The 14,744-nt window shown below is 60.6% G+C and carries 13 protein-coding genes; 11 read left to right on the plus strand and 2 right to left on the minus strand.

Annotated elements, in window-relative coordinates; genetic code table 11:
* Positions 1-60 precede the first annotated feature (60 nt).
* Positions 61-450, minus strand: a complete 390-nt coding sequence (locus CPter91_RS10185) for a DUF2946 domain-containing protein (RefSeq protein ID WP_061939844.1) — start codon at positions 448-450, stop codon at positions 61-63.
* Positions 451-879: 429 nt separating this feature from the next.
* Here CPter91_RS10185 and CPter91_RS10190 point away from each other — a divergent pair, with 429 nt between their 5' ends.
* The 7 genes from CPter91_RS10190 (at position 880) to CPter91_RS10220 (ending at position 9,002) form a co-directional block, all read left to right on the plus strand.
* Positions 880-2,109 carry an ABC transporter substrate-binding protein gene (locus CPter91_RS10190; RefSeq protein WP_417924857.1) on the plus strand — a complete coding sequence of 410 codons (1,230 nt, stop codon included), beginning with the start codon at positions 880-882 and terminating at the stop codon, positions 2,107-2,109.
* A 67-nt stretch (positions 2,110-2,176) separates the two neighbouring features.
* The gene (locus CPter91_RS10195) at positions 2,177-3,055 is read left to right on the plus strand and encodes a carbohydrate ABC transporter permease (protein WP_061939848.1); all 879 of its coding nucleotides are present in this window, start codon (positions 2,177-2,179) and stop codon (positions 3,053-3,055) included.
* Positions 3,056-3,093: 38 nt separating this feature from the next.
* Positions 3,094-3,936, plus strand: a complete 843-nt coding sequence (locus CPter91_RS10200) for a carbohydrate ABC transporter permease (protein WP_061946080.1) — start codon at positions 3,094-3,096, stop codon at positions 3,934-3,936.
* Between the two features lie 77 nt (positions 3,937-4,013).
* Positions 4,014-5,048, plus strand: a complete 1,035-nt coding sequence (locus tag CPter91_RS10205; RefSeq protein WP_061939850.1) for an NAD(P)-dependent alcohol dehydrogenase — start codon at positions 4,014-4,016, stop codon at positions 5,046-5,048.
* A 5-nt stretch (positions 5,049-5,053) separates the two neighbouring features.
* Positions 5,054-6,145 carry an ABC transporter ATP-binding protein gene (locus CPter91_RS10210; protein WP_061939852.1) on the plus strand — a complete coding sequence of 364 codons (1,092 nt, stop codon included), beginning with the start codon at positions 5,054-5,056 and terminating at the stop codon, positions 6,143-6,145.
* A 38-nt stretch (positions 6,146-6,183) separates the two neighbouring features.
* On the plus strand, positions 6,184-7,077 hold the full coding sequence (locus CPter91_RS10215; RefSeq protein WP_061939853.1) for an AraC family transcriptional regulator: 894 nt from the start codon (positions 6,184-6,186) through the stop codon (positions 7,075-7,077).
* A 350-nt stretch (positions 7,078-7,427) separates the two neighbouring features.
* Positions 7,428-9,002, plus strand: a complete 1,575-nt coding sequence (locus CPter91_RS10220) for a hypothetical protein (RefSeq protein WP_150119660.1) — start codon at positions 7,428-7,430, stop codon at positions 9,000-9,002.
* Between the two features lie 89 nt (positions 9,003-9,091).
* On the opposite strand, the gene CPter91_RS10225 is transcribed toward CPter91_RS10220, so the two are convergent.
* Positions 9,092-9,781, minus strand: coding sequence for a GntR family transcriptional regulator (locus tag CPter91_RS10225; RefSeq protein WP_061939857.1), 690 nt, complete (start codon positions 9,779-9,781; stop codon positions 9,092-9,094).
* 320 nt (positions 9,782-10,101) lie between these two features.
* Here CPter91_RS10225 and dctP point away from each other — a divergent pair, with 320 nt between their 5' ends.
* The 4 genes from dctP to mdcA are packed head-to-tail and all read left to right on the plus strand — an operon-like array spanning position 10,102 to position 14,714.
* A complete protein-coding gene (gene dctP, locus CPter91_RS10230; RefSeq protein ID WP_061939859.1) occupies positions 10,102-11,121 on the plus strand; it encodes a TRAP transporter substrate-binding protein DctP in 1,020 nt (339 codons plus the stop codon).
* Positions 11,118-11,702, plus strand: a complete 585-nt coding sequence (locus tag CPter91_RS10235; protein ID WP_061939861.1) for a TRAP transporter small permease — start codon at positions 11,118-11,120, stop codon at positions 11,700-11,702. The genes dctP and CPter91_RS10235 overlap by 4 nt, the downstream gene beginning before the upstream one ends.
* The gene (locus CPter91_RS10240; RefSeq protein WP_061939863.1) at positions 11,702-13,051 is read left to right on the plus strand and encodes a TRAP transporter large permease; all 1,350 of its coding nucleotides are present in this window, start codon (positions 11,702-11,704) and stop codon (positions 13,049-13,051) included. The genes CPter91_RS10235 and CPter91_RS10240 overlap by 1 nt, the downstream gene beginning before the upstream one ends.
* A gap of 1 nt (position 13,052) precedes the next feature.
* On the plus strand, positions 13,053-14,714 hold the full coding sequence (gene mdcA / locus CPter91_RS10245) for a malonate decarboxylase subunit alpha (RefSeq protein ID WP_061939865.1): 1,662 nt from the start codon (positions 13,053-13,055) through the stop codon (positions 14,712-14,714).
* Positions 14,715-14,744 lie beyond the last annotated feature (30 nt).

The following is a 14,744-nucleotide window of genomic DNA, read 5'->3' on the forward strand; positions in this document are numbered from 1 at the left end:
TCCCCGGATTGCTGCGGCAATCGAGGATGGGCGGCAGCTCAGCTGCCGGAAAAAGGCCGGTCAGGAGAAGGCGGGGGGCGGGTCGAGCGGATGGGTGCGGCCGCGGAACGGCCGTGGTGCGATGTAATCGTACAGCAGCGGACTGGCATGTTCTGACGCCACCGAAGTCGCCAGCAGGAGAGCGAAAGACGCCGTCGGCGGCGGACTGTTGGCCAGCAGCGAGCAATAGCCGCAGGCATTCCAGTGGTCGCCGGCCGGCATCGTCGATTTGCCGCTGCCATCGCCTTGGACCAGCCCTGCCGAGGTGCAGATCTCGTTGTATATCTGGTTATAAGCCTGGATCGCTCCGCTCGCCTTGAGCGACTGCGAAACTGTCGGCATGAGGATGCCCAGCCAGATGGCAAACAGGCAGCTCCAGACAACAATTTTTTGGCGGCGGATACGTAACACGGATAATTTGCGAGAGCTTGCGGGTTGATGCTGTGGGGGAAAACTTGCCGATTATAGGATGGAGCCCGGGCCAGCACAAGGCCGGCGGCCAAGGCGGCCGGTCCGGCGCCCTGTGTATTTATGCATTGTCTGCGCGGGCAGTACGCCGGTATTGTTACCGACCGTCCCGATGGCCGGAAAAAGGGCCGGCTTGTACTATTTCCACGGGGCCGCCTGTGAAAATAGTACAAGCCGGCCCCGCCTTTTGTGGTAGCGCCAGCCGGACCGGCAACTCTATAGTCTCCCTGCGTCACAAAGACGCGATCGGCGCAGCCGGTCTACGGTAATCGTCGGCGGTTTGCATTTCGCTGCGGTGCTCAAAAAACAGAGGAGACAATAGTAATGAACAAACTCGCCTATGCCGGCGGACTTGCCGGCCTGGTATTCCTGATGCCGACCGCCTTTGCGGCGGATTCCTGCAGTGTTCCGCAATTGAAGGTACTGGCCCAGAAGACGCTGGGTCTCACTACGCTCGAAAAATCGCTGGCTGACTACCGCAAGGCCAGCGGCACCCAGGTCGACCTGGTGTACTTCGGCGAAAACGATCGCCGCGGCAAGTCGCGTCTGGACGCTTCGACCAAGGCCGGCGCCTATCAGGTCTACTACGTGGACGAAGCAAATGTGGCGGAGTTCGCCGCCGCCGGCTGGATCCTGCCCTTGCTGAAATACTATCCGAAGGAATACGACTACAGCGATTTCCTGCCCGGCCGCCGTGCCGTCGCCAGTTACAAGGATATTGCTTATTTTGCACCGCTGTATGGTGGCGGCGATTTCCTCTATTACCGCAAGGACTTGCTGGACAAGGCGCGCATTGCCGTGCCGAAGACACTGGAAGAATTGCAGGCCGCCATCAAGAAGGTGAATAACCCGCCGGCAGTCTACGGCTGGGTGGCGCGCGGTCAGCGCGGTTCGGGCATGAACGTGTGGCGCTGGTCGCCGTTCTTCACCGCCATGGGCGGCGCATGGGTCGACAAGGATGGCAAGGCTGGCTTCAATTCGGCGGCCGGGGTCAAAGCCACACAAACCTACATGGATCTGCTGAAGTACACGCCTCCCGGCACCGCCACCTACGACTGGAGCAATGCGGTTGAAGCCTTCCGCGCCGGCAAGGTCGCTTTCATGATTGAGTCGACGCCGTTCGCGGACTGGATGGAAGATCCTACCAAATCGTCAGTAGTGGGCAAGGTCGGCTATGCGCGGCCGCCGGCGCCGTTGTCTTCGGCAGGTTTCGGTCACGGTTTTGCGATTGCCGCCTATGGCAGCAAAGATGAATGCACGCGCCAGGCCGCCGGCAAATTCATCGCCTGGGCCAGCAGCAAGGAACAGGAGCAGGCGCGCCTGAAGGACGGCGTGTTCAGCGACTATAACCGCAGCAGCACGATTGGCAGTCCTTACTTCCAGCAGCATGTGCAGCCGGGAATCGTCGCTGGCCTGAAGGCAATCACCGATACCACCAGGTTGAATATCTGGTCGTCGCCGCTGTGGCCGCAGGTCGGCGATAACCTTGGCGTTGTGCTGGAAGAACTGTTTACCGGCACCCGCACTGATGTCAAAGCCGCGCTGGACGACGCCGCCAAATATACCGACGCCGTCATCGCCCGCGCCGGCCGCCGCAACTGAATGTTACTTCGGATTGCCAGGCGGCCTCGCTCCGGCGCCGCCTGGCGCAGCCTTTCGAGAAATGACAATGAATAAACATCATGGTTCTTCCTTGCCCTATGTGTTCCTGCTGCCGCCCTTGCTGATCCTGGCGGTGCTGGCGCTGGTGCCGACGGTCGGCGCGATTTATCTGGCGCTGCGCGACCGCATGCTGCAATACGCTGATAGCCATTTCGTCTGGTTTGAAAATTTTTCGCGGCTGGCGGCGGACCGCCGTTTCCTCAACGCCATCAAGGTCTCGGCACAATGGGAAGCGGTTACTGTGCTCGGCACACTGGTGGTGGGCGTGCTGCTGGCGGTCTGGCTGTTTGAGAAAACCTCGCCGCGCACGCGCAACCTGCTGTCGGTGCTGCTGATTATCCCGGTGCTGCTGCCACGGGTATCGGCTGCCTTCCTGTGGAAATTCATGTTCTCGCCCTTGCTGGGCATTGTTAGCTGGCTGCTGGGTTTCGTCGGGCTTGGCAACGTCGCCTTCCTGTCCGATCCTGCCTTGGCGTTGCTGGCGGTGGCCTTTGTCGACGTCTGGCAATGGGGTTTGTTCTTTGCCGTGATCGTGCTCAAGCTGCTGGAAACCTTGCCGCCGGAGCCGCTGGAAGCGGCCCGCATCGACTATGCACGCAGCTGGGAAGTGTACGCCCTGGTGGCGCTGCCGATGCTGCGGGCGCCGCTGGTCAGCCTGGCGCTGATCAAGATGATCGAGTCGCTGCGTTCTTTCGATCTGATCTATGTCATGACCAAGGGCGGTCCTGGCATCGCCACCGAGACGCTGGACATGTATGCCTATTCTCAAGGAATCGGATTGTCAGGCGATATCTCCTACGCCTCGGCAATGGCGGTCCTGATGATGGTGCTGACTACCGCGCTGTTCACAATCATTTGGAAGCGAGCAAAAAAATGGCAGGAATAATCGTAGGCAGGACAGTGACGGGCGAGATGCAACCGGCCATGATCCATAAGAATGTCGCCCGCGGCAAGCTGGCGGGCCGGTTGTCTCGGACAATCGGCTGGCTGGGCTTGACGCTGCTGGTGACGGTGGCCCTGTTCCCGGTGCTGTGGGCGTTGCTGAATTCCCTCAAGGAATTGATGGATATTGTCTCACCGACGCCGCGCTTCCTGTTCCGGCCGACGCTGGACAACTATCGGCAGGTGCTGCACACGCCTGAAGTGCTGTCCGGCCTGTACAACAGCATCCTGGTGGTGGGCGTTGCAGTAGGGTTGGGTGCGTTGCTGGGCGTGCCCGCCGCCTATGCCATCGCGCGCTACCTCTTCCGCCGCCGGGACGATGTCCAGTTCTTTGTGCTGTCGCTGCGCTTCCTGCCACCGGTGGCGGTGGCGATTCCGCTGATGGCTATCTGGATTGACCTTGGCGTCTACGACACCCGATTTTCGCTGATCGTGACCTATCTCCTGACCACCTTGTCGACCATCATCTGGCTCTCGATCCCGGCCTTCCAGCGGGTCCCGCGCGAAATCGAAGAGGCCGCCACCATCGATGGCTACGGGCCGTATGCGGTGTTCTGGCGCATTGCCTTGCCGATTGCTTCCAAGACCTTGCTGGGCGGTGTCGTATTCAGCTTTGTGCTGGTCTGGAACGAACTGATGATGGCGCTGACCCTGACCTCCCAGCAGGCCGCGACCTTGCCGGTGATCGCCGCCACATTCACCTCGATGGGGCAGGAGGTGCCGTGGGGCGTGGTCAACGCTTCCACTGTGCTGCTGGCATTGCCGCCGCTGGTATTCCTGGGTTTGCTGAGCCAGCTGCTCAATTCCATGCTTAAGCATCGCTGAGCTTTGCACAAGACTAAACATGACAAAAAAACGGAGCAGCGCCGTCCCGCTGCAGGAACAAGATAATGGAGTAGATGATGAAGGCCCTGGTTCTCGAAAAACAACATGACATCCAGCTGCGCGAGATTGACTTGCCGCTGGCGATCGGTCCGCGCGACGTCAAGATCAAGATTCATACGGTCGGCGTCTGCGGCAGCGATGTGCATTACTATCAGCACGGCAATATAGGTTCCTTTACAGTGCGCGAACCGATGGTGCTGGGACATGAGGCCTCCGGTGTGGTGGCCGAAGTCGGCGCCGAGGTCAGGCATCTGCAGGTCGGCGACCGCGTCTGTATGGAGCCCGGCGTGCCGGATTTCGAATCGAAGGCGACCCGTCTCGGCCTGTACAACCTCGATCCGGCAGTGCGTTTCTGGGCGACGCCGCCGATTCATGGTTGCCTGACGCCGTTCGTCTCGCATCCTGCCGCGTTTACATTCAAGCTGCCGGATAATGTCAGCTTTGCTGAAGGCGCGATCGTCGAACCGCTGGCGATAGGCTTGCAGGCCGCCACCAAGGCTCGGATCAAGCCGGGCGACCTGGCGGTAGTGATGGGCGCCGGCACGATTGGAATGATGACAGCATTGGCGGCGCTGGCCGGCGGCTGCAGCCGGGTGGTGATCTGCGACCTGGTGCAGGAAAAGCTGGACCTGATCCATGCCTATCCTGGCATCACTACCGTCAACCTGCGCCAGCAATCGCTGCTGGAAACGGTGACCGGCCTGAGCGGCGAGTGGGGCGCTGACATCGTGTTTGAAGCCAGCGGCAGCGACAAGGCTTACGACGGCATCTTCGATCTGCTGTGTCCGGGAGGCTGTCTGGTGCTGGTGGGTTTGCCGGCCAACAAGGTGGCAATCGATATTGTCGCGATCCTGGCCAAGGAAATCCGCATAGAGTCGGTGTTCCGCTATGCCAATATCTTCCAGCGCGCGCTGGCCCTGATCGCCTCCGGCAAGATCAACGTCAAACCTTTCATCTCGCGCTCGTTCAAGTTCGCTGACGGCGTTGCCGCTTTCGACGCGGCCGCCAGCGGCAATCCGCGCGACGTCAAGATCCAGATCGAATTGGAGTAAGCAGCATGGCCAGCATAGTTTGCGACAAGCTAGTAAAACATTACGAGGGCAATCCGGTGGTCCATGATTTCAGCATGGAGATCGCGGACGCCGAATTCATCGTCCTGCTCGGCCCCTCCGGCTGCGGCAAATCGACCATCCTGCGCATGATGGCGGGGCTGGAGGAAATCAGCGGCGGCGCCTTGCATATCGGCGCCAGGCAGGTGAATGACTTGCCGCCGCGCGAACGCGATATCGCCATGGTGTTCCAGAACTACGTCCTGTATCCGCACATGACGGTCTACGACAACATGGCTTTTGGCCTGCGCCGCCTGAAGACGCCGGAAAGCGAGATCAGCCAGCGGGTCGGACAGGTGGCGCAAATGCTCAGCCTGGAGCCGCTGCTGCAGCGCAAGCCGAAGCAGATGTCGGGCGGCCAGCAGCAGCGGGTGGCGATCGGCCGCGCCATGATCAAGACGCCGGCGGTATTCCTGTTCGACGAGCCGCTCTCCAACCTGGACGCCAAGCTGCGCGCCCAGCTGCGCGGCGATATCAAACGCCTGCACCGGCAACTGGCGACCACCTCGGTCTACGTCACCCACGACCAGCTTGAAGCGATGACGCTGGCCGACCGCATCGTGTTGCTGAAAGCAGGGCGGATCGAGCAGGTCGGCACGCCGGCGGAAATCTATAACCATCCGGTATCCAGGTTCGCCGCCGGCTTCATCGGCACCCCGGCCATGAATTTCATCGGTTGCGTCGCTAGCCATGAAGATGGGATGACAGTGCTGGACAGCGGTGAAGCCAGGTGGCGTTTGCCGCCATCCTTGTTCGCCGTTAGTGAAGGCCAATCCGTGGTGCTGGGAGTGCGGCCGAACCACATGTTCACTACCAGCGTCGGCGACCGCCAGATTGAAGTGCGGGGCAAAGTCGACCTGGTGGAGCTGCTGGGGGCGGAATCGCTGGTCAGCCTGTTGCACGCCAAGCACGAAATCACTGCGCTGGTGCCGGCCAACCGTTGCCCGCGGGTCGGTGATCAAGTATGCTTTAATATCTCGTTGAATGATCTGCATGTGTTCGATGCGGAGACAGGTAGCAGCCTGGTGTTGCATCATTGATATTTATTTGACCCCGGGCGATAACAGGACATGACATCATGCGGCCGGACCTTGAGCTTATCCAGAAAGTGCAGTACCAGTCGTTCCGCGTCTGGTCGCACGGCTATCCGCACCAGGTGGCGCGCTGGCATTACCATCCCGAGTATGAACTGCACTATTTGCGCGAAACTAACGGTAAGATGTTTGTCGGTGACTACATCGGCGATTGCCGGCCAGGCAACCTGGTGTTTACCGGCCCCAACATTCCGCACAACTGGGTGAGCGAACTGGCGCCCGGCGCCAGCGTCGCCGAGCGCGACCTGGTGCTGCAGTTCGGCGCTGATTTCATGCAGGATTGCATGGCGCTGTTTCCCGAATTCGGTCAGGTGCAAAACCTGCTCGACGAAGCGCGCTTTGGCGTGCAGTTCGGCAAAGAGGCGGAACTGCGGGCGCATGAGGCTTTGAGCGCCATGCTCGGCGCCAGCGATGCCAGGCGTGTGATCCTGTTCCTGGATTTGCTGGACTACCTGTCGCATGCACCGCGCGTGCGCCTGGCCAGTCCCAGCTATGACCCCAGCATCGATCAGCGCCGTAATGCCATCGTCAACCAGGTGCTGGCCTATATCCTGGAAAACTATAGCGTCGACCTGAGGGAAGCCGACGTCGCCGAACTGGCGGGTATGGCCGGCGCCGCCTTCTCACGCTTTTTCCGCAAGAGCACCGGCGTGACCTTCATCCAATACGTTAACCACTTGCGGCTAAACCGTGCCTGTGAGCTGCTGATGAACAGCGAGCTGTCGGTGACCGATATCTGTTATCGGGTGGGTTTCAATAATGTCTCGCACTTCAATCACCAGTTCCTGCAGAAAAAACAGATGTCGCCGTCCAAGTTCAGGGCTTGTCATCTGACCCAACAAGGCAGCAAAGCCGAAAGCCAGCCCGCGCTGCCGTAAAAACGCGCATCCATTCACTCCACTCATTTATTCATGCATGCATGCGGGCGTCGATCCCGCTACTTCGTGGAAGCTGTGATTTTATCCCCTACCTATTTGCAGCCCGGACCGACTGACGAAGAATGTCACCCGCATGACCTTCTTGGTCAGCATCGCGGCATGCGCCTGATGTGTTGGCCTGCGATGCAGGCGCTGTAGCTAGCGGTTGGACAGGCCGGGGAGCCTTCGACTTGCCATGGTGCGGTGGCACGATGTTTGCGATATCACCGCAAATCCGTGCGCGTGTTTCATTTCGAAGCCCGCGATACGGCGTGAACCCAGGTTCGCGCATCTACAGCAAAGACTAAACAATGTCCTCAACAATGATTTCTCCGGCATCGCCGCGCCGGATCCTTCCGTTCGTACTGCCGTTGCTGCTGTCGCTGCCTGTGCTGCTTGCAGCCTGCGGCGGCGGTTCCTCCGATTCCTCGGCCAGCCAGGCCTCGCCATCGACTGCGGCGCCAGCCGCGACTCCGCCAAGCACCACAACACCGGCGACCTCACCGGTCGCGGCTCCAGCATCGGTGCCGGTCGCGGATTTTAATATCGCAAGCCAGGTGGTCGCGACCGGCGCCACCGGCAAGATTTTTGGCCTCAAGGCCAATTTTTTCAACGACGGCCTGATTCCGCCGAGCCCGATGTCGAACTACGGCTTTCCCAATCCGATCATCCCGGTGCTCAATGCGGACGGCAGTCTGGATGTGGCCTGGCTGGATTATTCCGGCGCGACGCAGTCGTCGGTGTCCGGCCTGGGAACGCCAGGCACGATCAGCATCACCCACGTCAATCCTGACCTGAGTGCCGGCGCCACCACGGCAACCAGCCTGCGCTCGTACAAGCTGCTAGGCTTTACCAAGGATGCCAGCGGCGCCTTCTATGTCGCCTATAACGTCGACCATCCGTACCGCAATACGGTCGCGGGCGACGTCAACAACGTCAATGGCAACGAACTGCATATCGCCAAGGCATCCAGCGCCAGTTTTGCGGCGAAGGCCTGGGATACCCTGGTGTTCGGCAATCAGGACAACAGCAAGGACAAGAGCAAGGGCAACCCCGGCACGGCAGGGGGCGGCGTCTTGAGCTACGACGCAGTGAACCAGAAGCTGGTGCTGTATGTGGCGCACCAGATGGCGTGGGGTGATAACGGCACGCGTCACCAGGCCGGTTATTTCCGCTATTTCGATGGCGTTACCGGCAGCGTGGTGGCGCCTGCCGGCAATGCGATGAACATGGGATCGGCCTGGTTCTATTCGCACAATTTCAACCAGCGCCTGCTGATCGACAACGGCACCGCTTACACATTGGCGCATGGCGACGCCTACCCGCGTCAGCTGGGATTTTCGGCGCGCACGCTGGCAGGCTATCTCGGCAAAGACAACACTGTTTTCGATAAGCCTTACCAAGCTGTCGACGGCGCCGAGGGCGACAACACTACCAACGCCGAGACCGGCCAGTTCATCAAGCTGAGCAGCGGTGATTTCGCGATGGTCCATGCGACATCGCAGGGCCGTGCGGCGCGCGACGTGCGGATCAGCCTGGTCAGCGGCGCCGACGGTAGCGTACGCTCAAGTGCCTGGCTGACCAGCAACGCCGCCAACACGCAAGCCATCATGCCCAAGCTGGAAGCTTACGGCAGCGGCTTTGTGGTGTCCTACGGTTTGTGGAATTCGAGCAATCGCACCAACCGCGCGATCGAGTGGCATTTCATGCAGCTCGACGCCAGCCTGAATCCGCTGCTGCTGTCGAATCCAGTGGCCGGTATCGAATTCGTCGCCGATCTGCCGCTGCTGCGCTTCACGGCCGGCCCTAACGCCGGCCGGGTGGGCTGGGTTTCCGGCAATGACAGCGGGACCTTGAGCGTAAACCTGGTGCCCGCTGCGCACTAAGCAGAAAGCATGGGACAGGGCGGCACAAGCCGCGCTGTTCCACTCGGCTGCCTGAGCCGCTGCGGCCATGTCGCTGCCGGCAGCGGTGTTCAGTTATAGGTGTACTGCGGCTCCGGCATGGCAGTCAGCTGCTGCAGCGAAGCGATCAGGTCGGCGAAGCGCTGGCCTTGCACCGTGACATGCTGGCGCAGCAGGTCGGCGGTCTGGTCGCTGTTGCCGGCGATGATGGCTTGCACCACGCCGTCATGCTCCTGGTAAGAGACATTGAGGCGGTCGCGCACCCGCAGTTGCAGCCGCCGGTAGGGCCGCAGGCGGCGCTGCAGCGAACGCGCCTGGGTCACCAGGAAAGCATTGTGACTGCCTTCATAGATGGCGTCATGGAAGGCTTCATTCTTGTAGAAATAGCTGTCCGGATCGTGCGCATCGCGCGCTTCCATGCATGCCTGGTGCGCCGCCAGCAGGTGCGCATGCTCCTCGCTGGACATGCGGCGCGCCGCCAGGCGCCCGCACATCGCTTCCAGTTCTGCCATCACTTCAAACATTTCTATCAGCTGGCGCGGGCCGATTTCGGCGACCACCGTGCCGCGCCGCGGCCGTGTCACGACGATGCCCATGGAAGCCAGCTGGATCAAGGCTTCGCGCACCGGCGTGCGGGACACGCCGAACTTGATAGCGAGGTCGGTTTCATCAAGATGCTGCCCCGGGCGAAACTCACCAACTGCGATCATCTCCTCGATGGTTTCGCGTAGCGATTCCGAGCGATTTTTTGTTGTGAGCATAATTTGACCGTTTCTGGGATAAAGGCCCCGTTAGGGAGTAAGTTGAACATTTGTGCTGGCCGTAGCTGGCGCACTGCAAGCGGTGGGCGCCTTGCATCGCATCCAGCTACAGCCGCCCAAATGCTCAACTTACTCCCTAATGGGACCGTGTATTCGAGATTTGATTGTAAGGCGTATTTATTCGTTGACATACAAATGTTTTATGGAATACTGTGTATACAAGGAAATGTAATAAGAATACATAACATCTATCTTCAGCAATAACCGCATGAAATATAGCTAAAATTGTATCGATAGTTTTTCCACCGAGGAGAGGGGATATGTCTTTAATCAGCAGAAGGACGGTGCTGGGCGCGCTTGCGAGCACACCGTTCTGGTCCATGTCGTCAGTCTGGGCGCAATCCAGCGCCCTTAAAATTTCCCACCAGTTCCCCGGCGGCAGCATCAGCGAAGGCGACTTCCGCGATCGCCTGACCCGCATGTTTGCCGCAGAAGTCAGCAAACGCACCAACGGCAGCCTGAAGTTCGAGATTTATCCAGGCTCTTCGCTGATGAAGACCAACTCCCAGTTCTCCGCGCTGCGCAAGGGCGCGCTGGATTTTTCGCTGGTGCCGCTCAATTACGCCGGCGGCGAAGTGCCGGAAGTAAACATCGGCCTGATGCCCGGCCTGGTGACATCCTACGAGCAGGGCGCGGCCTGGAAGAATGCGGAAGTCGGCAAGGAATTGGCGCGCATCCTGCTGGAAAAGGGCGTCATCATCGTCAGCTGGATCTGGCAGGCCGGCGGTGTTGCTTCGCGCACCAAGCCGATTGTCGATCCTTCCGATGTCAAGGGACTGAAGGTGCGCGGCGGCTCACGCGAGATGGATATGATCCTGAAGGAAGCCGGCGCCGCCGTCGTGACGCTGCCGTCCAATGAAATCTATGCAGCGATGCAGACCGGCGCGATGGACGCCGCCATGACATCGTCGACTTCGCTGATTTCCTTCCGCCTGGAAGAAGTCTCGAAGAGCCTGACCAGCGGCCGCGACAAGGCTTACTGGTACATGCTGGAGCCCTTGATGATTTCCAAGGCCACCTTCGATCGCCTGACCAAAGAACAGCAGGCGGCGGTGATGGCAGTGGGCGCCGACATGGAAAAATTTGCCGAGAGCGCAGCACGGCTCGACGATTCCGGCGTCGCCGCGGTGTATATGAAGGCCGGCGCCAAGGTGGTCGATCTGAACGCCGCTACCGTCAAGAAATGGCAAGACATTGCACGCAACACCGCCTGGAAAGACTACGCAGCAAGGAACGAGAATTCCGCCAAGCTGCTGAAACTGGCTGAGAAACTGCTATGAGCCACGGCTTCGATGCGAAGCCGACTGCTGGAAAACTGCCTGCCACGCCGGATAATCCGGTGGTGGCAGTCTTGGCCGGCGTCCTTGACCGCTTCAACAAATTTGCCCTTTACCTGTCGATGGTAGCGCTAATGCTGACGGCGCTGATCATGACTTACTCGGTGGTGGCGCGTTATTTTTTCCATACGCCGACCGACTGGCAGGACGACGCTACCGTCTTCATGCTGGTCGGCGTGATCTTCCTGTGTGCTGGCTATGCGCAGTCGTATCGCGGCCATATCGGCATCGAAGCGCTGTCCTCGATCTTGCCGGCCTCGGTGAATGCCGTGCGGCTGCTGCTGGTCGATGTGGTGTCTTTCCTGTTCTGTGCTTTCTTTTCGTGGAAGTCATGGGCGCTGTTCCATGAAGCCTGGTCGGAAGGCCAGACTACCTCGTCCACATTCGCACCGCCGCTGTGGATTCCCTATTCATTGATGGCGCTCGGCATGACCGTGCTGACTTTGCAGATCCTGTTGCAGGTGCTGACGCGCCTGACCGAACGCAAGCCTGCCGCCAACCAACAAACTGTCACGGGAGTGTAATGAGTCCGCTTGCCCTTGGTGCCCTGTATGGCATCGTCACGATTGTCGTGATGTGTTCCGGCATGCCGATTGCGTTTGCGCTCGGCGTGGTCGCTACCGGTTTCATGTACTTCTTCATGCCGGCTTCTTCGTTGGATACGGTGACCCAGAACGTTTATGAGGAAATCGCCTCGGTTACCTTGCTGTCGATTCCGCTGTTCATCCTGAAAGGGGCGGCCATCGGCAAATCGCCGGCCGGGCGCGACCTGTATTCGGCGATCCACGCCTGGCTGAGCCGGGTTCCGGGCGGGCTGGGTATCGCCAATGTCTTTGCCTGCGCCTTGTTTGCAGCGATGGCGGGCTCTTCGCCGGCGACCTGTTCGGCGATCGGCTCGGCCGGAATTCCAGAGATGCGCCGGCGTGGCTATTCGCCTGGTTTCGCGGCCGGCATCATCGCCGCCGGCGGCACCCTGGGCATCCTGTTGCCGCCGTCGATCACCATGATCTTGTATGCGGTGGCGTCGGAACAATCGCTGGGCCGGCTGTTCCTGGCCGGTATCGGCCCCGGCATCCTGCTAGTGTTCATGTTCGCCGGCTACGCGGTCTACCGCGCCCGCAAGGAATACCGCCTGGCGCACGAGATCTACCGCCAGGGCGGCATCAAGTCGGCCTATCTGGATGATGAGCATTTCACCTTTGCGCAAAAGATCGAGATGCTGCCGCGCGTGCTGCCGTTTCTGATCCTGCTGATCGGCGTCATGATTGCGCTCTACGGCGGCTTTGCCACGCCGTCGGAAACCGCCGGCCTCGGCGCCTTGCTGGCGATCGTGCTGATCGCCGTGGTGTACCGCATGTGGCGCCCGCGCGACCTGATGCCGTTCCTGAATTCGACCATCAAGGAATCCTGCATGCTGCTGCTGATCATCGGCATGTCGCTGCTGTATTCGTATGTGATGAGCTACCTGCACATCAGCCAGTCGGCAGCGCAATGGGTGGTTGCCTTGCATTTGTCGAAGTGGCTGCTGCTGGCGGTGATCTTGCTGATGGTGATCGTGCTCGGCTTCTTCCTGCCGCCGGTGTCGATCATCCTGATGACCGCGCCGATCATCCTGCCGCCGCTGCGCGAAGCTGGCTTCGACCTGATCTGGTTCGGCGTGGTGATGACGGTGGTGATGGAAATGGGGCTGATCCATCCTCCGGTGGGCTTGAACCTGTTCGTGATCAAGAATATTGCGCCCGACATTCCGCTCGGCGATGTGATTAAAGGCACGCTGCCGTTCTTGCTGCTGATGTTTGCGGCGATCATCTTGCTTTGCCTGTTTCCCGGCATCGTCACCGGCTTGCCGGATATCCTGATGGGAGCGCGTTAACATGGACGGCCGCCGCTGGGACCTGCGTAACACGAACCGTGAGCAGCGCCTGCGGCGCGCCGCCGAGACGCTCGGCAGCGGCTGCCAGGGCAAAGTGGTGGAAACCGGGCGCATCCAGGACCTGCTGTACAGCGTGCTGGAAGCCGGCGATAAAGTCTGCCTGGAAGGGAACAACCAGAAGCAGGCCGATTTCCTCGCCAAGGCGCTAGCCAAGCTGGATCCGGCGCGCGTCAGCGGCTTGCACATGCTGCTGTCGGTGCTGGCTTTACCGGAACATCTGGATATTTTTGAAAGCGGCGTCGCCGCGCGCCTGGATTTTTCCTTTTCCGGGCCGCAGGCAGGCCGCTTGGCCGGGCTGGTGGCGGCCGGCAAGCTGAATATCGGCGCCATCCATACCTATCTTGAACTGTTCGGCCGCTACTTCGTCGACCTGACGCCGCGCGTGGCGCTGGTGGCGGCGCAGGCGGCCGACCGTCACGGCAACCTGTACACCGGGCCGAATACCGAAGACACGCCGGCAATCGTTGAAGCCACCGCCTTCAGCGGCGGCATCGTGATCGCCCAGGTCAATGAAATCGTCGATGTCCTGCCGCGCGTCGATATCCCGGCGGACTGGGTCGGTTTCGTGGTGCAGGCGCCGACGCCGCACTATATCGAGCCGCTCTTCACGCGCGATCCGGCGCAGATTTCCGACATCCAGGTGTTGATGGCGATGATGGCCATCAAGGGCATCTACGCCGAGTATGAAATCCAGCGCCTCAACCATGGCATCGGCTTTGATACCGCAGCGATCGAACTGCTGCTGCCGACCTATGCCGCCTCGCTGGGCCTGAAGGGCAAGATCTGCCAGCACTGGGCGCTCAATCCGCATCCAGCGCTGATCCCGGCGATCGAAGCCGGCTTTGTCGAATCGATCCATTCCTTCGGTTCCGAACTGGGCATGGAAGACTACATCCGGGCTCGCTCTGACATTTTCTTTGTCGGCACCGACGGCTCGATGCGCAGCAACCGCGCCTTCAGCCAGATGGCCGGTCACTATGCCTGCGACATGTTCATCGGCTCCACCTTGCAGATCGATTTGCAGGGTAATTCGTCGACGGCGACGGCCGGCCGCATCGCCGGTTTCGGCGGCGCCCCCAACATGGGCGCCGATGCGCGCGGGCGGCGCCACGTCAGCCCGGCCTGGCTGAAAGCCGGCAAGCAGGCGCGCGACGGCAGGAATCTGATCCCGCGCGGGCAAAAATTGGTGGTGCAGATGGTCGAGACCTTCCGCGAACACATGCAGCCGGCCTTCGTCGACAAGCTGGATGCCTGGGAACTGGCCGAGCAGGCTGGCATGGCGATTCCGCCGGTGATGATCTATGGTGAAGACGTCAGCCACATCCTGACTGAAGAAGGGCTGGCCAACCTGCTGCTGTGCCGTAACGACGAAGAACGCGAGCAAGCCGTGCGCGGCGTCGCCGGCTATACCGCCATCGGCCTGGGGCGCGACAAGCGCATGGTCGAGAACCTGCGCGACCGCGGCATCATCCAGCGTCCCGAAGACCTGGGTATCGACAAGCGGCTGGCCACGCGCGACCTGCTGGCGGCCAAGAACATGAAAGACCTGGTGCGCGCGTCGGGCGGCTTGTACCGGCCGCCGAAGCGTTTCAGGAACTGGTGAAGCGAATTGCTGAAAGCGATAGGGCGTTGC

This window comes from Collimonas pratensis (assembly GCF_001584185.1).
Lineage (GTDB): Bacteria > Pseudomonadota > Gammaproteobacteria > Burkholderiales > Burkholderiaceae_D > Collimonas > Collimonas pratensis.

Bases quoted from the DNA above. Each gene is read 5' to 3' on its own strand.
- CPter91_RS10190 (WP_417924857.1), top strand. From the start codon at position 880: ATGCCGACCGCCTTTGCGGCGGATTCCTGCAGTGTTCCGCAATTGAAG.
- CPter91_RS10195 (WP_061939848.1), top strand. From the start codon at position 2,177: ATGAATAAACATCATGGTTCTTCCTTGCCCTATGTGTTCCTGCTGCCG.
- CPter91_RS10200 (WP_061946080.1), top strand. From the start codon at position 3,094: ATGATCCATAAGAATGTCGCCCGCGGCAAGCTGGCGGGCCGGTTGTCT.
- CPter91_RS10205 (WP_061939850.1), top strand. From the start codon at position 4,014: ATGAAGGCCCTGGTTCTCGAAAAACAACATGACATCCAGCTGCGCGAG.
- CPter91_RS10210 (WP_061939852.1), top strand. From the start codon at position 5,054: ATGGCCAGCATAGTTTGCGACAAGCTAGTAAAACATTACGAGGGCAAT.
- CPter91_RS10215 (WP_061939853.1), top strand. From the start codon at position 6,184: ATGCGGCCGGACCTTGAGCTTATCCAGAAAGTGCAGTACCAGTCGTTC.
- CPter91_RS10220 (WP_150119660.1), top strand. From the start codon at position 7,428: ATGTCCTCAACAATGATTTCTCCGGCATCGCCGCGCCGGATCCTTCCG.
- CPter91_RS10225 (WP_061939857.1), bottom strand. From the start codon at position 9,781: ATGCTCACAACAAAAAATCGCTCGGAATCGCTACGCGAAACCATCGAG.
- dctP (WP_061939859.1), top strand. From the start codon at position 10,102: ATGTCTTTAATCAGCAGAAGGACGGTGCTGGGCGCGCTTGCGAGCACA.
- CPter91_RS10235 (WP_061939861.1), top strand. From the start codon at position 11,118: ATGAGCCACGGCTTCGATGCGAAGCCGACTGCTGGAAAACTGCCTGCC.
- CPter91_RS10240 (WP_061939863.1), top strand. From the start codon at position 11,702: ATGAGTCCGCTTGCCCTTGGTGCCCTGTATGGCATCGTCACGATTGTC.
- mdcA (WP_061939865.1), top strand. From the start codon at position 13,053: ATGGACGGCCGCCGCTGGGACCTGCGTAACACGAACCGTGAGCAGCGC.